17 protein-coding genes are annotated in these 22,279 nt (G+C 61.9%); 11 read left to right on the top strand and 6 right to left on the bottom strand.

Going from position 1 to position 22,279, the window contains the following annotated elements:
• Positions 1-6: 6 nt before the first annotated feature.
• From GVV77_RS18610 to GVV77_RS13275, 7 genes are all read left to right on the top strand, one after another.
• Positions 7-1,431: a type IV secretion system protein gene (locus GVV77_RS18610; RefSeq protein WP_425483370.1), complete on the top strand. Its 1,425-nt coding sequence runs from the start codon at positions 7-9 to the stop codon at positions 1,429-1,431.
• Positions 1,424-2,920 carry an SCO6880 family protein gene (locus GVV77_RS13300; RefSeq protein WP_159619129.1) on the top strand — a complete coding sequence of 499 codons (1,497 nt, stop codon included), beginning with the start codon at positions 1,424-1,426 and terminating at the stop codon, positions 2,918-2,920. Before GVV77_RS18610 ends, GVV77_RS13300 begins: the two co-directional genes overlap by 8 nt.
• 242 nt (positions 2,921-3,162) lie before the next feature.
• The gene (locus GVV77_RS13295) at positions 3,163-4,377 is read left to right on the top strand and encodes an ATP-binding protein (protein ID WP_159619127.1); all 1,215 of its coding nucleotides are present in this window, start codon (positions 3,163-3,165) and stop codon (positions 4,375-4,377) included.
• 191 nt (positions 4,378-4,568) lie between these two features.
• On the top strand, positions 4,569-6,200 hold the full coding sequence (locus GVV77_RS13290) for a type IV secretory system conjugative DNA transfer family protein (protein WP_159619125.1): 1,632 nt from the start codon (positions 4,569-4,571) through the stop codon (positions 6,198-6,200).
• Complete coding sequence (locus GVV77_RS13285) at positions 6,184-6,693, top strand: hypothetical protein (protein ID WP_159619123.1); 510 nt, start codon at positions 6,184-6,186, stop codon at positions 6,691-6,693. Before GVV77_RS13290 ends, GVV77_RS13285 begins: the two co-directional genes overlap by 17 nt.
• 126 nt (positions 6,694-6,819) lie before the next feature.
• A complete protein-coding gene (locus GVV77_RS13280) occupies positions 6,820-7,944 on the top strand; it encodes an ArdC-like ssDNA-binding domain-containing protein (protein WP_159619121.1) in 1,125 nt (374 codons plus the stop codon).
• Positions 7,945-8,006: 62 nt separating this feature from the next.
• Positions 8,007-8,516 carry a single-stranded DNA-binding protein gene (locus tag GVV77_RS13275; protein WP_159619119.1) on the top strand — a complete coding sequence of 170 codons (510 nt, stop codon included), beginning with the start codon at positions 8,007-8,009 and terminating at the stop codon, positions 8,514-8,516.
• A 451-nt stretch (positions 8,517-8,967) separates the two neighbouring features.
• On the opposite strand, the gene GVV77_RS13270 is transcribed toward GVV77_RS13275, so the two are convergent.
• The 3 genes from GVV77_RS13270 to GVV77_RS13260 form a co-directional block, all read right to left on the bottom strand.
• Positions 8,968-10,887: an ATP-dependent nuclease gene (locus GVV77_RS13270; protein ID WP_159619117.1), complete on the bottom strand. Its 1,920-nt coding sequence runs from the start codon at positions 10,885-10,887 to the stop codon at positions 8,968-8,970.
• 1,222 nt (positions 10,888-12,109) lie between these two features.
• Entirely contained in the window at positions 12,110-15,679 is a 3,570-nt protein-coding gene (gene mobF / locus GVV77_RS13265; protein WP_159619115.1) for a MobF family relaxase, read from the bottom strand.
• The gene (locus tag GVV77_RS13260) at positions 15,676-16,206 is read right to left on the bottom strand and encodes a hypothetical protein (RefSeq protein ID WP_159619113.1); all 531 of its coding nucleotides are present in this window, start codon (positions 16,204-16,206) and stop codon (positions 15,676-15,678) included. The genes mobF and GVV77_RS13260 overlap by 4 nt, the downstream gene beginning before the upstream one ends.
• Before the next feature lie 230 nt (positions 16,207-16,436).
• Between GVV77_RS13260 and GVV77_RS13255 the strand changes: the two genes are divergently transcribed.
• The 4 genes from GVV77_RS13255 to GVV77_RS13240 are packed head-to-tail and all read left to right on the top strand — an operon-like array spanning position 16,437 to position 19,576.
• Complete coding sequence (locus tag GVV77_RS13255; RefSeq protein ID WP_159619111.1) at positions 16,437-16,925, top strand: hypothetical protein; 489 nt, start codon at positions 16,437-16,439, stop codon at positions 16,923-16,925.
• Positions 16,922-17,947: an MAB_1171c family putative transporter gene (locus GVV77_RS13250; RefSeq protein WP_159619109.1), complete on the top strand. Its 1,026-nt coding sequence runs from the start codon at positions 16,922-16,924 to the stop codon at positions 17,945-17,947. The genes GVV77_RS13255 and GVV77_RS13250 overlap by 4 nt, the downstream gene beginning before the upstream one ends.
• Complete coding sequence (locus GVV77_RS13245; protein WP_159619107.1) at positions 17,944-18,393, top strand: hypothetical protein; 450 nt, start codon at positions 17,944-17,946, stop codon at positions 18,391-18,393. The genes GVV77_RS13250 and GVV77_RS13245 overlap by 4 nt, the downstream gene beginning before the upstream one ends.
• Positions 18,386-19,576 carry an alpha/beta hydrolase family protein gene (locus GVV77_RS13240; protein WP_210252849.1) on the top strand — a complete coding sequence of 397 codons (1,191 nt, stop codon included), beginning with the start codon at positions 18,386-18,388 and terminating at the stop codon, positions 19,574-19,576. Before GVV77_RS13245 ends, GVV77_RS13240 begins: the two co-directional genes overlap by 8 nt.
• A gap of 39 nt (positions 19,577-19,615) precedes the next feature.
• On the opposite strand, the gene GVV77_RS13235 is transcribed toward GVV77_RS13240, so the two are convergent.
• The 3 genes from GVV77_RS13235 to GVV77_RS13225 all read right to left on the bottom strand — a co-directional run bounded on the left by GVV77_RS13235 (position 19,616) and on the right by GVV77_RS13225 (position 21,828).
• Complete coding sequence (locus GVV77_RS13235) at positions 19,616-20,647, bottom strand: DUF4192 domain-containing protein (protein ID WP_159619103.1); 1,032 nt, start codon at positions 20,645-20,647, stop codon at positions 19,616-19,618.
• 601 nt (positions 20,648-21,248) lie between these two features.
• Positions 21,249-21,446, bottom strand: coding sequence for a hypothetical protein (locus GVV77_RS13230; RefSeq protein WP_159619101.1), 198 nt, complete (start codon positions 21,444-21,446; stop codon positions 21,249-21,251).
• A 31-nt stretch (positions 21,447-21,477) separates the two neighbouring features.
• Positions 21,478-21,828, bottom strand: coding sequence for a hypothetical protein (locus GVV77_RS13225; protein WP_159802864.1), 351 nt, complete (start codon positions 21,826-21,828; stop codon positions 21,478-21,480).
• Positions 21,829-22,279 lie beyond the last annotated feature (451 nt).

The raw sequence follows: 22,279 nt of genomic DNA, 5'->3' as shown, positions 1-22,279 counted from the left end.
GCTGTCATGCCGCTCCAATGTGATCTCAATGGATGGTGGCCGCCCGGTTGCGGGCTCGCCTCCCAAGCAAACGATGGGATCCAGGGTTCAATCACATCGCTCTTCGCAAACATTCTCCAAAATATTGCTTCCTGGATCTGGTCCTTCATCACGGGCGCGTTCAGCTCCTCAGACGTGGACGACTCACAGTGGACCGCCATCGAAGGGCTCACGAGCTGGTGGGTCGTCGTCATGATGACACCCCTTGTCGTTGTCATGACCCTCCAACTGCTGTCCGCTTTGATCAGCCAACAACCCCGCCGTCTTGTGCATGCCCTGATAGGTGGGGCTGCCGCTGTCCCCATGGTGGCAGGTGCGGTGTACTTGGTCCGCCAGCTCACCAAGGTCAGTGATTCGGCGTCGGAGGCGCTTCTTGGCTCGATGGGAACGGATCCCTACCTGCTGTTCATGAGGCTTTTCGGCTTCGAGAAGGCTCCTCCCGGCACCGGCAGAGACTGGAACGTCATCGCGTTGGCTCCGGGGTCGAGTCAAGGCGCGGTCGGAGCGGTTGTCGTCACCGCCATGGCAGTCATCGTTGTCTGGGTTCTTGCGTTCATCCTGATGTGTTCAATGATTTTTCGGTCTTTTGCACTCATCGTGCTCGCCGCAGTCGCGCCGGTCGCTCTAATGCTCATACCGTGGGAAAGGACGCAATCGTGGGCTAGGCGGTGGTGCGAGATTGTCGTCGCGTTGCTCCTCGCGAAACCCTTGGCCGCAACCGTTCTGGCTGTAGCCATCAAGCTCTTTGCCGAGTCAGAGTCATTCGCAGGACTGGCAGCCGGCGTCGTGGGTATGGCCGTGGCGTGTGGTGCTCCGCTCATGGCGTTACGTCTGGTTAGTTTCGCCGGCGGTGAGCTTGCAGCAGCCGCACAAACTGCAGGAGGCGGTCACGTACTCTCGCGAAGCTCGGGCTTTGCCGCCCGGCAGATCAGCAGACAGGCCGGCGGCCGTTTCACGATCGCGGGCCTGGCCTCACACTCCTCCGCGACTCGTCCGATTCAGTCGAGCCGACCGCAGTTTCCCACCCGCGTGCTGCCACCCCCGGCGTCACTGCCGCCAACACAGGCTGGCGCGATGTCGCCACAGACCCCCGAGGGTAATGGCGCCGCATTGATGCTCAACGCCGGCACCGGGGTTAGCGGGCGACCGTCGCCCCGGGCGTGCGAAGGCGGGCGTGGGACCTATTCGGGTTCAGGTGCATCGAGCGCTGGAGCGGGTGTGCGTGCGAGTGACGAGCAGCCCCAGCAGTCGAGCCAATCGGCTTTTCCGGAGGTCACTCGATCGACACCGCCACCGGCCTCCCCGCCACCTCCGATGGCTACACCGCCCCGTCCGCCCCTCCGACAGCAAGCAGTCGTCCAGCACCTGAATGACGGTGATTCCCATGTCTGACAATTCACGCGCCCTCGAAGCCGTCAAGTTCCCCAGGCACGAGCGCCGCGGCTTGTTCCTGGGCTTGAAGTGGTATCAGCTGTTGCTGATGTCGGCCGGGGTCCTAGTAGCCAGTACGGCCTCGGCCGTCCGTGGACCGGTCGGGCTCTTCGCATCGGGACCATTATGGTTATTGCTCATCCTGCTCGGGTTGCTGCAGTACTCGAGAATTCCCTACCCGGTATGGGTCGGGCATGTAGCGGTGTTCTCCTACCGGTTGGCCGCCAAGCAGACCCGCTTTCTGGCCAACCCGGAGCGCCCCGCCCTGAGGGGGTGTCTGACACTGCCGGGCGGACTGGGAAACCTGGAATTTCGTCAGACCTCAACCGGTGAGTCGTTCATTGTGGACACCCGCGGCAGGGAAGCAATCGCCGTGCTGCGCTGCAGCACCCAGTCATTTGCGCTCTTGGACTCCGATGACAAGGCCTGGGCGGTCCAAGCCTGGTCCCGCGTACAGGCAGGTATGGCCCAGCGCAGCAACGTCGCGCGAATAGCGGTGCAGGACTATACCGTCCCGTATCCTTCGTCAGCCTTGCGGGATTTCTATGAACGTACCGCCCCAAAGCAAGTGGCAAACACCGGCGATCTCAGCTGGGGGCAGCGTGCGTACGAGGACCTCGTTGCCGCAGCGGGGTCGGCCATGAGCCACGATCTCCTGCTCGCCCTTGTCTTGGACATCGGCAAAGCGCGACGTCGAATCAAGGAGTCTGGTGGTGGATTGGCCGGCATCGAACAGGTGGTGCGGCTGGAGATCGAGGCTATGACCACCGCGTTGGGAACTCACAATGTGAGGGTTGAAGAGTGGCTTTCGGAGACAGGCGTCCTCGATGTCGTGCGGGGCGCCTTTGACCCCGCCGCCCCGGCTCGGCAGTCCGCGGTCAGCACGACGCCCCGGGCGCCCCAAAACGATACAGGATTCAAGGCGCCCGGAGGGGCTGCCGCGCCAATGGCCGTCGATGAGCACTGGACGTATGTGCGCACCGACTCCGGATTTCATCAAACGTTCTGGATTGCCGAATGGCCGCGGCAGAAGGTCTTTCCGGGATTCCTCCACCCCCTGATATATGTCGGCGAATTCCGGCATACGGTAACCGAGGTGATCCGGGCCGTACCCACGACCGAGGCGCTGCGGGACATTCGCTCCGCTCAGGAGGCCCACGAAACGCGTCGGCGGATCAACACCCGCTTTGATAAGCCGCTCACCCGGGAGCAGCGAGCAGAGGAAGAAGAGGTCACCCAGCGGGAGGAAGAAATCGTCGCCGGTCATGGAGACGTACGGCCCGCCGCGTACGTCACCATCACGGCGGGCACCCTCGAGGACCTAGCTCGACACCGGCAAGAGCTCGAGTCGGCGGCGGCGGGAGCCTTCGTCGAACTGCGGTTGCTGGCCGGTCAGCAATGGGCTGCCTTCGTTGCCGGTGCACTCCCGTTTGGGCGGGGACTGCGGTGAAGAGGACAAGCCAGTCGGTTCAGTACGTGCCCGCCGGCGGGAACCGCCAGGAGCGGAAGGAACGACGCCGACAGGACGCTTACGCCCACATCCATCCATGGAAATCCGCACTCCGCAGCTTAGGAGAGACGGTCGGCGCCAGCCTTGACAGGCGCGAGCCCGGCGGCGACTGGGGGAGCCGTGAAAGGAATTCCCTGCGCGGGCCGCACCGCCTGCGCCCGGCACCGCACCGGGCGTCCACTATGACCTTCGCCGCTGCATACCCGTTCATTACTGAATCCGGCCTGGGTCACGAGGGGACCTACATTGGTACAGACGTCTTTGGCTCAGGTGCGTTCTCCTACGATCCGTGGATTCTCTATGACAAGGGAGTGATCAGCGGCCCGTCGATCGTCGTTATCGGCACCGTGGGAACCGGGAAATCCATGTGCGGAAAGTCTCTGGTGGCCCGGTCGATTACGCTGGGTCGGAAGGCTGCTGTCGCCTCTGACCCTAAGGGCGAGTGGGTTTCCGTCGCGAACGCCGTCGGTGGGAAGGTTATTTCTGTGGGTCCTGGACGGGCGGCTCGGGTCAATCCACTCGACGCCGGCCCGCGGTCCAGTGCGCTGAGCGAAGCTCAGTGGCAGGCCGTCGTCCGTCAACGGCGCCGCTACCTGCTGGTGGCGCTGGTGTCCCTCATGCGGCAGGGGATGCCGCTGCATCCGGTCGAGCACACAGCCCTGGACATGGCGCTTATGGAAACCGTGGCCGAGAATTCGAACCCCACCCTGCCAATGGTGCTGGACCACCTGCTGAACCCTTCTAGAGACACCATTGGGCTGGTCGGCAAGGACGGAGGACAAGCCGTCAGCCACTCGTTGCGGCGCACAGTGTCCGGCGACTTGGAAGGCATGTTTGACGCACCCTCCACGGTCTCCTTCGACGCCGATGCTCCGATGATGGTCATGGACACATCGGCGCTGATCGGCGCCTCGGAGCAGGCGCTGTCCCTCGCCGCGGCGTGCGGCGCCACCTGGCTGGAGGCCGCCGTCACCAACCCCGACGGCGGCAAGCGGCTGGTGGTCTACGACGAAGGCTGGCGCATGCTGGCGGACCCGTACATGCTCGCCAAAATGAGCGAACAATGGCGGCTGGCCCGTACTTACGGCATCGCGAATCTGCTCATAATGCACAAGGTCGCCGACCTCAATGAAATCGGAGACAGCACCAGCGGCCACCGCCAAAAGGCACTCGGCTTGCTCACCGAAGCCGACACCAGGATCATCTACCGACAGAAGCACGATGCCATGCGCCTGACCAAGGAGGCCCTGGGACTGTCAGAAGCCGAATGCGATCACGTGGAGAACCTCCCCAAGGGCGTCGGGCTCTGGAAAGTCGGAAACCGTTCCTTCATCGTCGCCAACCGCGTCACCACCGATGAACTTGCAGTCTTCGGCACCGACGACCGGATGATCTGAAGGCCAGTATGAATCGGCGTGCGGGAGACAGCACCCCCCTCGTCACGGCCGGCCTTGTCGCAACCTCCGGCTACGTGGGCCTGTGCGTCCTCGTCCAAAGCGCAGCGCACCTCCAAATGCTCTGGCGCTGCGGCGGCAGTCAACCCCCGCAATTCAATCCGGCCGCCGCCGTCGGACTCGTTGTGGGCCGAATGGATTGGATAAGCGGTCAACCAGAGGGATGCGACGTCGGCGTCGCCGGGGTGTGGTGGGTGGTCGGCCTGGTGCTTCTTGTGATGGCGGCGCTCGCTGTCGGCTCCGTCGTGGCGTGGCGACGGTGGAAGCAATCAGGTGCGTGGCTGCGCCAGGACATCCTGAACCGCGAGGGTATCGCGCGGCGCTCCGAGATCCTCCACGACTTCGGTGCACGGGCCGTCCGAAGGCGGGGGAAATTCACCCGTCCAGGCTTGGCTAAAGCCCGGATCGAGGACGTGGCCTGGACCTTGGGCCGGTCCCGCGGTGTAACGGTTCACGTCTCCACCGAGGAGTCCATGGTCATCCAAGGCGCTCCACGATCCGGCAAGGGCCTTTACGTGGTCATCAATGCCATCCTTGACGCGCCGGGGGCCGTGGTGACCACGTCTACCCGCGCCGACAACCTGGTAGTCACCATGAAGGCCCGGGCCAAGGGGAGCAGGCCGGTAACAGTCTTCGATCCGCAGGGCATGTCCGGGCTGCCTTCGACGCTTCGTTGGTCTCCCGTCCGTGGCTGCCGGGACCCGGATATTGCTACCCGCCGCGCACTCGTCATCTCCGCCGATACCGAGATGAAAGGCGAAAACGCGGCCTGGCAAAAGCGCTCGCTGATTATTCTGCAATGCCTCTTGCATGCTGCGGCACTGTCCGGGGAAGGCGTCCGCGCGTTTCGCCGGTGGTCCTCGAGTCCTGTACTGGCACGTGAGGCTCTGGAGGTACTCAGCAGTGCGGAGGCGGCGATGGGATGGCAGGCCGATCTCATGGGCATCCTCGAAGATGACCCGAGGAATACATCGAACTCCTGGATCGGCGTTTCGGCGGCTGTTGCGCCGCTGTCATCGCCGAAAGTACTGGCAGCACTTGACCCGTTGGACGAATCTGAGGAATTTGATCCAAAGTCATTCATCAGGGATCGCGGCACCCTGTATCTGATTGGGACCCGCGCCGGAGCCGCCGCGGCGGGTCCGTTCCTTTCAGCCCTGATCGACGACATCGACAATGCTGCCCGCGAGATGGCCTTCATCGCCCCTGGGGGCAGGTTGGATCCCCCGCTGTCCCTCATTCTGGATGAGATTGCGAATCTGGCACCGTGGCCAGGCTTGCCCATCGCACTCTCTGACGGTGGCGGCATCGGCATTTCCACTCTTGTGGTCTTGCAGTCCCTGTCCCAGGCGCGGACAGGCTGGTCGATCGAGGAGGCCGCAACCATCTGGGATTCGGCCATCATCAAGGTGATCTTTGGCGGCGGCTCGGACGAGCGAGACCTTCGTTCGCTCGCCGGGCTGCTGGGGGAGCGGAGCTTGATTCTGAACACCCGATCTTGGTCCGCTCAGGGCCGCCAGGACGGCGAACAGATCAGGGAGAGCCCAGTCCTGGCGCTGCATGAGATCCGGCGCCTGCCGACTGGCACGGCCCTCATGCTGGGGCGGCGAACCCGCCCTATCCTTTTGGATCTTCGCGAGTGGCACAAGCGCAAGGACGCGGCCGAACTCGGCCGGTCGAAGCTGGAGCTTGAACAAGCTCTCGCGGCCGGACACCGGCTCCGGCAGCAAACGCCGGTGGAGGTGGGCGATGGCGAGCCGGGATGACCCCGAACGCTTCGAAATTCCCTCTGCGGGAGGCGAGGACGACGACCTGACGGCCGAGCTTTTCCGATCCGCATTCCGGCCGCCCGGGAGCGTGGCCGGCGTGACCTACCGTTGGCGGGACCTGACGGCTGCGCAGGCCGTGATCGTGTGGAGCGACCTGGCGGTGTGGGTCAGATGGTTTGTCGCCACGTATCAGCTGACGACGTCGGTGGTTCCGGATTGCTGGTGGCGACACACGGACATCGTTGCAGAGCTCTACGCGCTGCACCGGGCGGAACTTGCCTCCTACGCCAGCGACGATCCCGGCTTCGGTCCGCTCGCCTTTCACGAGCGGCTGCCCCACGCCGTCGAGCGTCTGCGGACCCATGCCCGGACGGCAGGCTGCGTCGGCCTTCAAGCGCACAAGGAGCCCACATTGAGAATCCTGCGGTTGAATGCGCCTGGCTTCGTCGAGTGGCAGGCCGATTCCCACCAGTTCGGTGACGACCACTGAAGTCATGCTGTTCGGGCCTTACAGGACATGAACAGGTATCCGCACGGTGCTCCGGCGGTACTTCTAGAAGTATGGAGGGCGCCCGTCATGGCCCCTGGAACTGATCACGCGCCCCGCGATGGGACAGTGGATGCCGCCCTCCACGGTGGCGATACCGGCAATGCCCATATTAGACCGGAAGAACGCATCGCGGCCTTGACGGACGGTCTCCATCTGATGATGGACGAGGCCGTTGAATGTCCGTCGCACTGGCAGGTGCTGTTGGACGCTTCAGCAACATTGTGGCGTTACTCGGGCGGCAACGTCGCGCTGCTCATGATCCAGATGGCCCAGCGCGGCACCGAAGAACCAACCCTGGTGGCCGGCTATAAGGAATGGGCTCGCCACGGCCGCACCGTGTCACGGGGTGAGCGCGCACTCTGGGTGATCGCTCCCCGCACGGCCAGAGTTCAGCAGGCGACACCTCCCGACGGTACCCAGCAGCGTGTTGCGGTGGGGGATCAGTTGCCGCGGGGCGCGGTCGACGATGGAAAGAAGACCGTCATTACCGGTTGGCGCGGGCAGGCAGTCTTCGACGTTTCGCAGACGCAGGGCAAACCGCTGTTGGTACCACGCGGCGTTGCCGCTGCTGGTGCGGACGTGAGTGAGCTTTGGCAATCCCTTGCTGCCGTAGCTGACAGACACGGGTTCGAAGTCGATGTGACGGACGCTCAGCATGGCCTGACAAGCGGCTTCACTGACTTCGCCGGACACCGGGTTCAAGTGGGTGGCTGGCTGGGCCAGCAAGAGCGCACCGCGGTCCTTGCCCACGAACTGGGGCATGTGCTACTACATGGACCGGACGACGAGATCGGGCGACTCTACGGCAGCGGCGCGGACCACCGGGGGTTGGCCGAAGTCGAGGCGGAATCCGTCGCCTACACGGTGCTGAGGGCCCATGGGATCGACCGCGGCCCGCAATCCGCCACCTACCTGGCCGGGTGGGCTGACGCCGTCATCGAGGCGGAGAATGACGCAATCGCTCACGACGCCGGCTATAGGCGGCCAAGGTCTCGTGCGGATATTGCCAAGTCAGTGCTGGGTCGCGTCACCGGCGCCAGCAAGGGAATTCTCGAAATCTCCCATCCGCCGGGATTCGGAGGCAAGATCTCTGCATCTGACGTGGAACCCCGCATCGATCCCGCAGTGTCCTACCTGGGCATGGAACAGCCCGTGCCGTCTGTAGACGGGCCAGGGATGGCCGGGCCGTAATGACGGCCGTACCAATTCTGTCCGGCAGGAGAGTCCCGCCGACAACTGAAAGGACAAGGGCAATGAGCACCAAGATCCCGGTCAACATCGCAGGCAATCTCGTCGCCGATCCCGAACTGAGCTTCGGCGAAAGCGGCGTGGCCCACGCTAAGCTTCGTGTCGCCGTCAACCAGCGACTCCAGGGGGCAGACGGCTCTTGGCACGACGGAGAACCCGTCTTCCACAACGTCTCCGCCTTCCGCGCGTTGGCAGAAAACGCGGCGACCTCGCTGAAGAAGGGCGACCCCGTCACTATCGCCGGGGAGCTGGAATTCCGCTCCTACGAGAAGGACGGTGAGCGCCGCGAAGCCCGCCGAATCCTCGCCGACACCATCGGACCGGACCTTCGCTTCGGCACCGCGGTGTATCAACGCTCTTCTCACGCAGCAGTGGTTGGGCCAGACGCTGAAGTTCAGTTCGGTTCCGGGACAGCGAGAGTGGAGAAACCTGCGTCCCCGGCCTACAACTTAACTTCTAAAGGCCCAGTGGCGGCGCCCACTTTCGGCGTAGCGGCGGGAAATGAGATGACCTAGTGAACTTGGGAGGCCTTACCGAATGACGGGGCTCGAAGGTATACACAGCGAGTGAGGCTGAAGTTCGGCTGTGTTTACATGCCCCGATCCCGGCGGCGCGGGAGTCGATTCGGGGGCGAATCGGAAGCTTTTCGAGATGTCAGGCGATCGCTGGCACGCTGCAAGAGCACAACATGATGTCGGTTATGTTGTGTCGTTGACGTCGCCCTGCTCGTTGGAGGAGCGACTCCCTTGCGCTCGTCGACCAACTAACAGCCAACTATCATATTGGAATCGGTCAGTCGGAATAATCGCGCCGCCGGTGACAGGTTTTTTGGAAGGCGTTTCGTGGCGGACTCGCGGTACCGGTGTCAGTCGTCGTCCGCACGGAACCCCAAAGTCGTCATCACTCCAGTCGGGTGCCGCGGGCGGCCCTCACGGGCAGCTAACCGTCAGACTCCATGCCTGAGCTTCAGAATCTAAGGAACGCGTTGATCCTCTTTATTAGAAGCTCTGCGCGGTCCAAGGTGGCGGATGGGATCTTCAAGGAGTTTTGCTTTTGAAGAAGATGCTTGGCCGGAGAGTAGTGGTTCAATCTGCCCTTATTGATGCCGCGTTCCTTGAAGACGCTGGCGATTCGATGGGTGACTCGGTCCCCCGTGGGCAGGTCCGCCACCTTCAAAGGCTGGTCATTCAGTTGGTCGGCGTAGGCCCCGTTGACCAGTTTGAGGTAGAAGCCAGTGTCGAGGATATCTTCTACATCAGCCTCATCCCGTCCCACCACTTCACTGATTAGGACGATGCCAGCGTTGGCGAGTTTTCCTGCTGCTCTGAGTTTTTGGACGGCCTCTTGATCGTTGAGTGAGGCGTCGGCTAGGACCGCGATGTTGAGTTTGTTTGCGCCCAAGAGAGTAACGAAAGCAGGTAGCTTGGTGATGCCGCCAATTGGAGCGAGGGCCCATCGAGGGTCTAGACCCTCACGTCCGGCTGCTTCCAGAGCGCTTGATAGGACTTCTAGGTAAATGATGTCGGACGGTCCCTCGACAACGAGAGTATCAGGGGCGACGAACAGCGTTTGTGCAAGGTCTATACCCATTGCTGCATGAAGGGGAAACGAAGTCTCCGAGTCGGCGTACATAACGTCGGAAGAGACCTTGGTGCCAGCTCCATCCTGGTCGATAACCGTTCGCACTCTTCCAAAGGCATGAGGATTAATCATGAAGGGCGAGTGCGTTGTGAAGAGCACCTGATGCTTCGGGGCCAGGCGCTCATCAATAAAGCGAAGGAGGTCGGCTTGAGCGGACGCATGAAGATTGATCCCTGGTTCGTCCAACAGCAAGATGAGAGGCTGCTCGGACTCCGACTCCAGGTGTGAGAAGTATGCGAGAAACGAGAAAAACCAAACGAAGCCCCTGGACCTCTCATCAAAAGGGACAGTGACCCGGTGCCGCTGATTTTCAACACGGATTTGGAGCAGTGGGACCGAATCTAAGGGGGCGACGGCACCCTTCTCAGCCTTCTCGATTAGGTTGATTTTCACAGCTAGGTTCTGGTTTTGAGACCAGTACTGGAATACCTCCTCTGAAATACTGTTAGAGGCATTCTCGGAGTCCCTAATCAGATGTTCGTGACTCTCGGGGGATAGGAAGTCCTCCAGTTCAACGTCTGCAGCATCGAGCAGAGAAACTACTGCTTGCTCACTTCGCGTCAGGGTCTCTTCATCGCGCTTTGCAACAAGGTCCGGGATCGAAACCATACCCGGCATTGAGTCGTAGTCATCGAAATACACGAACTTCGGGCGTCGCACACTCAAAGTGTCGATGGCCTTCAAGGACGCCCGTGAGTCTCGCCAGCTCCTGATTGTCGCCAGGACCTCTGTAGCAGCGGCAGTTTGCGCCTCTACTGACGACAAAATCTGGAGGAGGCTCTTGGCATTGGTGGCTGCTTTGAGACGGGCTTGGTCCGAGGGCGGCAGCTCGATATCTCGCGTCAAATGGGCGACAACAGCCGCGTCATTGATGGAGACATCCCACGTTGTGCTTGCGTTGTAGTTGTAGCCCGTGGTTACCTTCACGACAGTGGATTTAAGGGCACCCTTGCCGAGGTGAGACTCGACGGCAGCTATGTCGGCTGCTTCCAGTTCGTATGAAAGAACCGTTACCTGGATTTTGTCAGCGTTCTTGCGCTCTCGGGCCTTCGTCGTCGGGTAATCGAGACCAATGTCGAAGGTTGCCTTTTTCTCGATGGGATTGCTTTTGTAGAGTGCCTGCAGCACTGCAGATTTGCCGGACTCGTTCTTGCCCACGAGGGCAGTGACATCACGTTCGACGCTGAACGAACTTCCGTCTTCGATGCTTCTGTATCTTCTGACATTGGCGTTGATAAGTTTCATAGTTCCCAGCCTTCGTTTTAATCAGGTTATCGGATGGGTCGCGCATTGGCCGAGTGTGAGCCGCCAAGGTCAGCTGTCCCGACCACTGTAGCTGGGGACTGCCCAACTTTTGTAGTCTCCTCGGCTTAGCGAGCTGAGTCTTTCAAATGTGCAGCACCCGCAACAATTCAATTCGCGCAGGCAAACTGTCATCAAACCCTCAGGAGCCCCGACTAACGGGCGCGAAGGCATGCATCCGTTTCAAGGTGGGCCGCGGCAGGAGGTGCCCGCCCGGCCCGGCTGGAACAGATGACTACCTACGGCGACGCGCCGATCAAGTTCGGGATTTCGGTCTTAACCCTGGTCACGGCTCTCGTCGCTCTGCCATGCACGCCGAACACGCTCCTGAGGAGCGAAGACTTCTGGTCGCCGTTCGGAAGCGCAAGCGTCAGCCACGGAAGGTGCAGATACACCTAATGGGTTGTCGTAACCGCATGGCATTTGACATGGGTCTTTCTCCTAGCCGAGCAGCACCCGGCATGAGGAATCCGCTACAAAACGGCTGGCCGTCGTGCAGCTGTTGCCGGAACCTCTGGCCGGCCTCCATCTCCTAAGGCCGACTGGGCCGTGATTGAGGGGTGAATCGGCCGCCTCGGTTCACTACCCAGGCGTCGGCTAGCCGCGAGGTTTTGAGATTGATTTGGCTACGCTGCCCGGCGCCCACGCGAGGCAGTCTTGAGCTCTTATCTGGTAGGTCAACGGCCATGGTTCCCCTGGCATCACCTGGGCAGGGTCCGGTGCAATCAATAGTATGGATCCGGTCCATAGCGGGTCGGGCAACGCTTCTATCCATGCCCGTTGAACGTGGTCGAACCGGTTCCACCTTATGGTGATCCAAGACCCTGTTGGGTCGAGGGAATCCACGCTGAGGAGAGTGATTTCTGTCGTCGTCCCGCGCGTTCGCCTCATGTCGTCGAAGTGGAGCCACATTTCGTTCGCAGCTACCGTCCAATCACGCCGCCGACGGGCTCGGGCGAACCAGATCGCGCCGATCACTGCCGCAAGAAGGCATGAAACCAAAGTGGCTAACCCGAAAATCAAGGAGGTCTGCCTGCTGGCTGTCACGGATTCGATAGAGAAGACGACGCAGCAGGTGATTGCCACGCTACTGAGGACCAACGCGGGTGTTGCAAGTTTCGGCTTCAGGGCTGGGTTTGCATCCATGACTACCTTCTCGACCAGTTTAGATTTGCCAGCCGACATTGATAAGCCGGGCCTTCCCCTCAATCGGGTTATGAAGCGACTTCGAAGTCTGGTGGTAACTGGCTGACGATGGAGCCGTTTGGTGAAGAAGGCGGGTGATCCTTGCGCGCTGCTCCTGTTGTTCCCAGTCGTAGGATTCAGGAAGCGGCCCGAGCGGAAGGGGGAAGTCATCAATACCCCAACGGTCCCTGTGGATGGCGATCTGGCGAATAACGTTCGTCGCGTGCGCGGGAAGTGTGTCTGGACCCAAGGCCTCTATGAGCGCTTGTTTCCATTTGGTGTCACCCATCAGGGCGTTGCGGGAGACATGGTTCATTCGTTGCTGGATCCTGTCTTGGACCTGGTCAATCATGTTGGCGAGTTCGGGCCGAGAGGTGCGGACAGGTACAGCCAAAGGATCTTCGCCAATGGTGGGCATCTCAGTTAGAAATTGACGGAGTCGGGAGTGTACGACGGCCGCCATGTCTCCCACGAGCTCCTTCGAATCCAATGCGGTGGCGACAATACGCTTCGTGCTTGGACGGCTAATGCAAATCGAACGGCGCCACGCCGCGACCGTTGCTCCCCACGAGGGCGACTGCTGGAGTTCGGACGCCCTGCCGGGCGAGTAGGCCTCAAGGAACTCGGTCATGTCTTCGGAGGCTGCGATTTGGGAGAGGTAGTCAAATTCAGAACTCAGGCGCTCCAGGCTGTCCGCCTTCGAACGCTCTGTGTCGCGGACTTCGTGGGCTGTTCTTTCCGCGCCCTCGGCGGCTAGGACCTCGCCAAGGATCTGGCGCCATGAGGTTTGCGCTCCGGAATCCATGGGCTCATCGTCCGAAGGATCGTTCCCACTGACATACGCATGGTTTCCCGATCGTCCGCGGGTCATGCTCACGTACAGCAGCTCACGCGTGAGCCGGCCCTGAGTAACAACGGTATGTCCGGTGTCCACGGTGATGCCCTGCGAACGGTGGGCAGTCGTCGCATATCCCAGTTCAACCGCGGCCTCAACGTATTCCCGGCCTAGTGCAATCGTGGCGCCGGTGTCACGGCGCACCGCCGTGAGCGTGCCGTCGCGCCTACCAGTACGGACGACGTCGAGCATGGTCCCGTTCCGGATGAAGTCGCGGCTGCTGTCGGTGATGCTGCGGTCATTGTGGCGGGCAATGACGGTGTCGCCAGGGCCGGCCCGTGATCCGTCGCTGAGCGGCACAGTGTGTTCCGCGTCGACGGAACCTTGCATGACGCGGTCGGCCTGGGCGCGCTGGTTGAGCATACTGACCGTGTCGTTGTCGGCCGCGATGAGAATGGACGACTTGCCTGCTCGGAGGTCGGAGTGCCAGCTCAGGTAGGCCTCGTCGACCATTTCGACGTACGAGCCGTGTTCGATACGTTGGTGTTGGTCATAGTCGGCGATAGCCCCGAAGTCCCCGGCACGCAGTCTGAGCGACGCGTCCTGCTCCCACTCCTGTTCGAACCGCCAGATCGTGCTAAGGCGCACCGTCTTGTTCTGCCTGTCGAGCCACCCGAGCGTACCGCCGGCGTCGATGGCATCCAGTTGCCCGGGATCTCCCACCAGCAGCACCTTCGCCCCGGCCTCCCGGGCCTGCTGTACCAACGCAGCCAGCTGAAGGGTTGAGACCATGGAAGCCTCGTCGACGACCACCAACTGGTTCGGATGGAACCTCCACCTGTCCTGTTCGGCAGTGAGTCGGGCGGCTCTCTGTGCGAGCCGAAGGGCCCGAGGACCGGGAGTAGCACCGGAGGCGAGCTGATACTCCGTCTCGAAGAACTGCGCCGCCCGATGTCCAGCTCCCTGTCCGACCGACTCGTAGAGCCACTTCGCGACGTTTTCTGTGGCCAACGACAGTTCGCGCCCGAGGACCTCAGCGCTCGCCGCAGCGGGCGCCAGCCCGACGACGGAACCGGCCCCAAATTCCGCCTCCCACGCAGTCTGGACTGCGCCGAGAGTGGTGGTCTTGCCGGTGCCGGCTGGACCGACGACGGCATCAAGCCGGTTGCCGCTGAGCAGCACCTGAGCCGCCGCCGCGCGCTGGTCGCTGTGGAGCTCGAACCGACCGCGGTGTTTATAGCCGGCGAGCAATTCCAAAGCGACGGCCGCACTCACGGCCGGTCCGCCGTCGTCGTCCCTTGCCGCCATGACGACACGCTCGTTAGCGAGGGTCGTCGTGTCCGTGTAGAGAAGGGAGCCGTGGAAATCGAAGATGCTCCGGTTTGCGAATCGAAGGTCGGGCGGGGCGCTGACGGGAACGGTGTAACGGTAACCGTTGAGTGGAACTGACTGGTTTTCAGCGGCGGTGGCAACGGCATCGACCATGGCGTTGCGGTCTGCCGGCATATCACAGCGGATCTCGGCGCAGACCCGTTCCGCTTCAGCCAGAAGGTTCCATCGGTTCCAGGTAGCGCGTTTCGTTGCTACACGCTCGCGGGTCAGGGAGCCGACCGCGTCGATCCAGGCGGCCGTGAAGTCATCCATGCGGTACGGGGTTGCGTGAGAGCGTCGCACGGTGTTCGCGAGCACGAGACTGGGCTCGAAGCCTTTGGCGGCTGCGCGGGTGCGCCACTGTGCAGAGAGCTGATGGAGTGGTGTGGGCGATTTCGGTTTCGAGGTGCGGGTGGAAAGAGTTGCCTGCTGGCGAAGCTTGATGGTGGTGGTAGAGGTTGGGGGAGTGCCGTGGCTGGCGGTCCATTCGCCGATGAGACGGTCGGTTTCAAGATCGATGAGGCGGGAGCGGTTGGAAAATTCGCTAATCAGTATCTCGTCAACACCGGTGAGTTGCTGGCTGGGGTTGTGTGTATTCATGGCGGGCTTACGGATGTCTGTGTCGGTGCCGAGATTCCGGTGGAGTGCGTCGAAGAGGAGCCCGTTGTAATGCTCGCTGGCGGCGACAGCGGCCTTGTAGAGCGTCCGTGAATCCAGTGTGGCCCACGCACCGTCGGTGACCCGCTGGACCCGGTTGGCGACGACGAGGTGAGTGTGAAGCTGCGGATCCCCGTCACGTGATTCCCAGTGGTCGAAGGCAGCGGCAATGGCTCCCTGGGTGCCGAGGCGGGCGACGCCGTTGCGGCCGGCCCGCGTATGGATCACCGATTCCTCAATCCATTGCAGGGTCGCCTTCACTGCGTCGTGGTGGGTCTGGAGGATGTGATCCTGGATGCTTCTGGGGCTCAGAGCCCAGACGACGGACACGGATTTGGGAACGCTGAAGGTGAGGTCGAAACCGACGACAGCGTGACGCGTTTCGGTTAGGCCGTGACTGTTCTGGGCGAGAGTGGGTGGGCTGTGCGGACGCCCTAGGGAAGCGCCGGTATCCGGGTGGACCGCGTGGTCGAAAAGCGCTTTGGCGTCGGATTCCGAGACGACCTCCCCGCTGGTGCGACTGATGCCCGGCAGGCCGGAGCCAAGCCAGTGTCCCTGTGGCGTTCCCGCCTTCGTGTAGTAGGCGGTGACATCTGTGGGAGTGACCGTCAGGTCGTCCACCATGGTGGTCTTGAAAAGATACTTCAGGCCCGACTGGGCGGACAGTCGGGCGATGGACATGGTCATCGTTTACGTGCTTCCTGATGGCGGCCGGTAGCTGTCCACCCGCGCCGGCGGAATATCGCTTTGGAGGCGCTGTCGAGTTCAAGGCCGGTGGCCCGGGCGAGAGCCAAAAGCTTGCCCGCGAGGTGGACCAACTCCTGGGAATCGGATGTGTGGACGCTTCGGGAGCGGTCGAGGTCGACGCGGAGACTCTTGATGATGCCTCGTAGTTCCGCGTTGTCGGCCGCCAGGCGTTCGCTGTCTACGGCTTGGAACCGGAGCTGCGCCTGCAGCGATTCCTGGAAGCTGTTTCTTCTCGCGAGGGCCGCATCGATGCGGGTCTCGGCGCTGTGCGGACGTTCCGGGTGGGGCGATGCGCTGGCGCCCGAGTTGAGCGCAACATCCGCACCGGGCGCGGGCAGCGCCCTCTTTGATCCTTGTCGCCGTCGACGATCACGCTGCCGGTTGGCGCAGCGCGTGGAGCAGAACCGTTGCACCGCGCGTGACGGCTCGAAGCGCTCGCCGCATGACTCGCAGATCTTTCCGCTCACAGTCGTTCATCAACGCCGATGCACCCTGCAACATGACTTGCCGTGAGTACGTGCTCACGGCGAGTGCCTTGGATGCCAGAGGTGTGAGGGTGGTGGATTGTAGTGCTCTGGACATGTCCAGAGCACAGGCGTTCAATGGTGGTAGCGATTCTTTTGCCCCATATGACCGAGTTGATCGTTGAAGGGCAGCGGCATCGATACGAGCCAGCAGTCCAGACGATGGGATCTCCATGGGACGTTTCGCTGATTCTGAAAATTCGCCAGGGCGAAGCGCTGCGGAAGGCTTTCGAGCGCTGAGATTGCCCGGCCGCCTTTCCTTGGACCGTCTGATCTCGATCATCGAGACAGTCCGCGGACGGCGGATTGAGATTGACGTGTTTGAGTCGCTGAGCAGCGGAACGATCTGTGGACTGTGGCTGTCGACGAACACTCGGGAGATCATCCTGCACGCGCCAACACAGTCGGCGCTTCACCGCCAGCAATTCATCCTCCACGAACTTGGACATATGGTGCTCCGCCACGATGAGGCCGTCGTGTCCGCGAACTACGCCGAGACACTATTTCCCAATCTTTCCGGGGAGAAGGTCTCACGCATTCTCGGGCGCAGCGACTTCCTGGATCACATCGAAGCCGCTGCCGAAACCCTGGCGGATCTCTTTGCCGCTGCAATTCGGGACAGCACTATCGAACCCCGGTCGTTTGAAAGGATCCTGGGGTGATCCAACTCTTTGTTGCCGCAATGATTTGGGGCCTGGTCCTTTGCCTCCTTCCGCGCATGAAGCGGCGCAGCGACCACAGCGTCATGGCGGCCGCCGTGACCATTGCCACCGCACTAACCCTGAACGTCGACGTTATCTACCTCGAGGGGGACCGGCTTCTCGGCGCCCGCAATATCTTGGACCTGGTGTCCAACATCTTTCTGGTCGTGGGGATCTTCTTCCTGTCCCAGGCGGTCCTGCGGGCTGCCGATCCCGGCGAGACGTCGCAACGCCGGAACAGGGTCGGCCTCATTTTTCTGGGATTGGTCGGCGTGGCACTGATTATCAGTTTCAGCTTGGTTGATGCCTCGCGGACGTCCACCTCTTTTATGGAGGACTTTGGCAGCCAGTGGGCGGCTGCCGCGTATTCAAGCATCCAGTTCCTCTACCTTGGGGCTGTTGTGACCGTCACCGGCTATACGTGCTTCAAGTTCCGCGGCGAAATGGCAAGACCGTATTTCCGCCTCGCACTCACCTTCATTGGTATTGGCTGTTGCCTGGCCGTGGTGCTCGTTCTTGCGGTGCTGGGCATGAATGTCCTGCACCTGATGGGAGAGATTGACCCGATGCGGCGGCTCTCTTACGTGTACGACGCCGCACTATTCGGAGCCATGACGTTCCTTTGCATCGGACTTGCCATGCCGCCCGTCGCACGTGGCCTCGAACACAGGTCCGATTCGCGGACCGCCGCTGTCCTCCTCGACCGCCTGGCTGAACCCTGGGAACGAATCACCGCGGCTCGCGCCGGCGTCCGGCTCAACGTTTCGGCGGCCGGTTGCCCGCGTGATGTCGCCAAGCAGCGTCTCCACCGGACGATAGTCGAGATTCAGGACGCCCTTTTGGTCGACCCAGAGCTCGTGAAGTCATTAGGGGAGGGAGACATTCATGCGTTGGCTGAAGCGGAGGCGTATCTCGGAACCCGGGAGTCCAGACCCGGGCAGGAGAGAGTCGGTACTTCGATCAAAAGGGTGTTGAAGTCGTGACAGCCAACGACGGCGGGCTCGCCGAAACGCCGCAAGCACGCCTTGCGCGGAAGTTGAATCTCCTCCTTGATCTTTTTGAGGCTCAAGGCTCGTCACCGTTGACCTATCCCCAAGTCAGCCGGCATATGGAGGAACGGGGAACACCCTTGTCCCGCTCCCGGTGGGCCTACATGCGCAGTGGTGACGGTCCCATGGCGACGGACACGGCGCTTCTGCGAAATTTAGCCGAATATTTTGGCGTTGACTCCCGGTATCTCCTCGACGACACCGGGGAGATTCCAGACCTGATTGATGCCCAACTACAGCTGTTGCGGACGCTAAGGGAAAACCGGGTCCGAAATTTTGCAGCCAGGCAACTCCAAGAGATTTCCCCCGTCACGCTCCTGCGTCTGCGCCAAGTAATCGACGACCGTATGAAAGAACCAGAGGACGACGGCGGTGCGTAGGGTCATCGCGGGTGTGGTCATGGGTGGTGTCGTGGCGGGCGCCGCAGTACTTCTCGCGTCGGCCTATTTCGCGCGTCAAGTCGTGTTGCCCACCTCGCGGCGAGTCGAGGATCTGCCAATCCGTAGGGTTTTCCGCGATAGCAACGATTCGTTGTTGATCGAACTGCCTGCATCGGCCCGGACCACGGTCCCGGGCCGCTACAGCATCTGGTTTGCGAATGGAGCCGGTCACGCCTGCATCGGAGAGATCGTGGCCACCGACGACGGCGCAGGGCCCGCTCCCGCCGGAACGGTGACGCGACTGGTTGAACGGGTTGACTCGGGGGACCTGACGAGCGCCAAGGCCGGGATCTGGAGCGGGTACGTCTACCCAACGCCCGATCCGCTGGGCCTTCCCTTCCACGACGTGGTCATTCCAGTAAAGAACGGCAGTGCGCCTGCCTGGCAGTTCTCACCAAATGCGACGCCAAAAGGAGATTCCGCTATGTGGGCCATTCATATTCATGGCTTAGGGGGCACGAAACCTGGTGCGCTCCGTGGGGTACCCGTGGCGAATCGGCTGGGTTACACCTCGCTGGTAGTGTCATTCCGCAATGATGGGGAAGCGCCGGCGTCGGCGGATGGCCGCTACCACCTGGGGCAGTCCGAATGGCACGACGTGGAAGCAGCAGTGTCGTACGCCATGGATCATGGCGCAAGCAGGATTGTGCTGTTCGGGTGGTCCCTCGGCGGCACCATTGCACTTCAGCTCACCCTGAAGTCGCAGTTCCGGGACCGCATTGCCGGGCTCGTTCTCGATGCGCCGGTCGTCGACTGGACGAGCACGCTGATGGCCAACGCCCGATCCAGCAAGCTTCCGCGCTGGAGTGCAGACCTCGGGCTGCAGATTCTGAAGTCACCTCGATTGCGTTGGATCACCGGGCTGGAAACACCGCTCAATTTGAAGGCTTTGGATTGGGTGGGACGAACCGACGAACTTCGCCTTCCCGTACTGGTGATCCACAGCGAGAAGGACCGGTCAACTCCCTTCGCGGTTTCCCGCCGGTTCGTCGACCGCCATCCTGATTTAGCCACCATGGTGACGTTCCCCTCTGTGGAGCACACTCAGGAGTGGAACGTCGACCCGGAGGGGTGGGACAGTGCGGTTTTCGAGTGGCTCAGAAATCGTGTGGCGTCAGTCTGATTTCGGGTTCCGCGCGTGATTCGACTTCTCGGTGCGTGCTCACGAGGCGCCAAGTCCGCGATTCCGGTACGCCGTGTTCCTGTCCATGGTCCAGCCGGCCACCGTTCCTCGACCGATCACCTGGTCACCGAGCCTGGCCAGGCGGTAGTCAGGGTCGGCCTCGAGGGCGAGTTGCAGGTACTGATGAGCCTTGCTTCCTCTGCCCTCCCACCAGCTAATGAAGGCAATAGCGGTCAGGATTGGGGCGGAATGTGGGGTGCTGCTGCGCGTGTATGCGTGCAGTAGCAGTTGCTCTGCCCACTCGACCCGTGCCCAGTGCGGTTTGCTGTTCGTCTGGGCTAGGAGAACGCGGTCCATGGGTTCGTCGATTCCGGGGATGTCCGCCATGAGTTGATCCCGAATAGTGGGGAACTGGAGGCTCGCGATCAGCCTGATGATTCGCTCATCGGTCGGAAAGGATTTTGCTTCCAGCATTTCTTTCCAGAGGGCCCGCGCTCTGTCCGTGGCATCTCGGACACCCAGTTTCTGCATCGATTTCGCGCAACTCTCGACAGCGTCCGCCGTCTGGAAGTCTTCGGTCGAAGCCGGCAAAGCAATGCGATTGGTTGGGGCGATGGTGCTGCCGCGGTAGACGAACTCGGCGTTGATCTGGCTGGCCTGCATCGATGTTAGGGGCAGGGACGGTTTGCCCGGGGGATCACTGTCGTACGGCGACACTGTGTCGTCTCCTACGAGGAGCCCGTCACGGATGGACATTCCTTGCTCGGCCAGGGAACCGGTGAGTGCCGCGATGGTTGCGGCGTGTGGCCTTGCCTGTCCGGACTCGGCGGGCATCGATGTGTATAGTGCAAAAATCACGCCAACCGCATGACCGTCGTGTGCCAGGTATTCAGCGATGGTTCGAGCGTGGCTGATCTCCGCTCCCGGCTTCGGCAGGTCAACGCGCAGGGTGGCCCCGACGTGGTTGTCGACGAGGGTGACGCAGACGAGGCTCTCGTGGGGCCAGAACCCCAGGGTGTGTCCGATGAAGCTGAGTACGTCTGCAGGCGTTTCGATCGTGAACCTTTCCATGTTCCTTCTCCTTCACCGACTGGGCGAAACGGTCTACGCCCGTTCAATCTGGGCGTCGTTCTGATAAAGGAATTACCGCTGGGTATGAGGGGCCGGAGTGCAACTTGGGGAACCGGGAGCGATCCAGAAGTTCGCGAGGAAATAAGCGACGCAGGAGCGCCGAGTGCAACTTTGGGATGGAAACCGGCGCAGGGCGCCCTGGTTGCGCGAAGGGCCCGCCCAGCGATGATGGGTATCAGAATGACAAACAGCGGAGATGCGTCTGTTCGTTCATGGGTGGTTCTCGGTGACGCGGCATGACGTCGACGGCTATTTGAATGCCTCCAACAACATAGACCGCTCCTGGTTTCATCAACGAGAGTCCGGGCCTACTTGTAGGCCCGACACACCAGGAACCACCACGTCAATCGAACGAACCTGTGAACCCGGTCGGCTCCCTCGGGAACACCGCTCTCTTCCTTCACCGGTTTCCGGGCCGCGGCTCCTCTGGCGGGGCCGGGGTGACTGCACCCCGCCATACCCATCCCTCGCGTTGGATCATGATCAGCGGCTCGAAGAACCGAATCTTTAGCGCCGTCCTGGTGTAGGCCAGGGCGTGCGCTTAGACCCGGATGGCCTTGGAGGGGTAGCGGATCCACGCGTACACCCGCCGAGGCCCGGGGAAGTCCACGGGTGGGGTGTTGTCGAGGTCGAGTTCGGCCGCGGTGAGCATGATCAGCTCCTCACGCATCACGAATTCCTCGATCCGGGCATCCATCAGTTTCGCGTAGTAGGCGCGGTACCTTTTGCTGGAACCCATGACCGGTACCCGCCCACCAGTTGCCGCCCGGTCAGAAGCCGGTGGGGCCGGCGACGCGGTGCAGCCGCCAGCCCTGCCAGCGCGGATCGGCGCTGATATCGAACTCCAGGACCGGGGAGGCCGGCCCGGTCTGGGCACGGAATCGCCAGGACCGGGTGGTGATCACGCTGCCGCTTCCGCCCAGGGGCGTGGTGTCTGGTTCCCACCAGCTGTTCGAACTGGACCACTGCATTGGCTCGCCGATGACCTGCCAGATGCTTCCCCGCCACCGCAGGGCCAGCGGTACTCCGGTGCCGGTGAACCGCACGGCCGCCGGTTCATCGAGCGTCTGCCGGTCGGTGCTGGGGGTACCCATGGATGGACCCGATGGTTGTGCTGTCATCGCCTCTTGTCCTTCACCTCAACGCTCGTACTTCCGGGTCAAATAGAACACAGATTCGATTTTTTTTGGAAGCCGGCAGGCCGGGCGGTGGCCTCCGAAGCGAGGGTGCCCGTTCGGGCCTGCGCTGAGAATGCCTCCGCTTGGGGGTCCGCGACGTCCCGGAACTGGATCTCCTGTCACCGGCAGATGGATCGTGGTCAGGACATGATCCCCGACAGCTAATGCGGGATGGTTGCTCTGGTCGACGATACCAACAGTGAAGTCGAACATCGCGTCGCCGATGTCAAGGGGGAGTGGTCGCTGTTCGCGTTCCCCATAAGGATCGGTGAGTTCAGTCGGTCGTTGCAACACCCCCTATTGATGTGAGGTGTTGTGAGTGGTGTCGAAAAAGGAACGACTCGATCAGGAGGCGCGGTTCTGGGTGTTGATGGCCCAGGGATCGACGCTGACA

The sequence above is a fragment of the Arthrobacter zhaoguopingii genome, assembly GCF_009828605.1.
GTDB lineage: Bacteria > Actinomycetota > Actinomycetes > Actinomycetales > Micrococcaceae > Arthrobacter_D > Arthrobacter_D zhaoguopingii.
The sequence above is the reverse complement of the archived record's forward strand: the minus strand, read 5'-3'. Positions and strand labels throughout refer to the sequence as shown.

What these genes read in the sequence shown, in the direction of transcription:
- GVV77_RS13275 (WP_159619119.1), top strand. Translation starts at nt 8,007, where the DNA reads ATGAGCACCAAGATCCCGGTCAACATCGCAGGCAATCTCGTCGCCGAT.
- GVV77_RS13230 (WP_159619101.1), bottom strand. Translation starts at nt 21,446, where the DNA reads ATGGGTTCCAGCAAAAGGTACCGCGCCTACTACGCGAAACTGATGGAT.
- GVV77_RS13270 (WP_159619117.1), bottom strand. Translation starts at nt 10,887, where the DNA reads ATGAAACTTATCAACGCCAATGTCAGAAGATACAGAAGCATCGAAGAC.
- GVV77_RS18610 (WP_425483370.1), top strand. Translation starts at nt 7, where the DNA reads ATGCCGCTCCAATGTGATCTCAATGGATGGTGGCCGCCCGGTTGCGGG.
- GVV77_RS13225 (WP_159802864.1), bottom strand. Translation starts at nt 21,828, where the DNA reads ATGACAGCACAACCATCGGGTCCATCCATGGGTACCCCCAGCACCGAC.
- mobF (WP_159619115.1), bottom strand. Translation starts at nt 15,679, where the DNA reads ATGACCATGTCCATCGCCCGACTGTCCGCCCAGTCGGGCCTGAAGTAT.
- GVV77_RS13300 (WP_159619129.1), top strand. Translation starts at nt 1,424, where the DNA reads ATGTCTGACAATTCACGCGCCCTCGAAGCCGTCAAGTTCCCCAGGCAC.
- GVV77_RS13290 (WP_159619125.1), top strand. Translation starts at nt 4,569, where the DNA reads ATGGATTGGATAAGCGGTCAACCAGAGGGATGCGACGTCGGCGTCGCC.
- GVV77_RS13235 (WP_159619103.1), bottom strand. Translation starts at nt 20,647, where the DNA reads ATGGAAAGGTTCACGATCGAAACGCCTGCAGACGTACTCAGCTTCATC.
- GVV77_RS13295 (WP_159619127.1), top strand. Translation starts at nt 3,163, where the DNA reads ATGACCTTCGCCGCTGCATACCCGTTCATTACTGAATCCGGCCTGGGT.
- GVV77_RS13285 (WP_159619123.1), top strand. Translation starts at nt 6,184, where the DNA reads ATGGCGAGCCGGGATGACCCCGAACGCTTCGAAATTCCCTCTGCGGGA.
- GVV77_RS13255 (WP_159619111.1), top strand. Translation starts at nt 16,437, where the DNA reads ATGGGACGTTTCGCTGATTCTGAAAATTCGCCAGGGCGAAGCGCTGCG.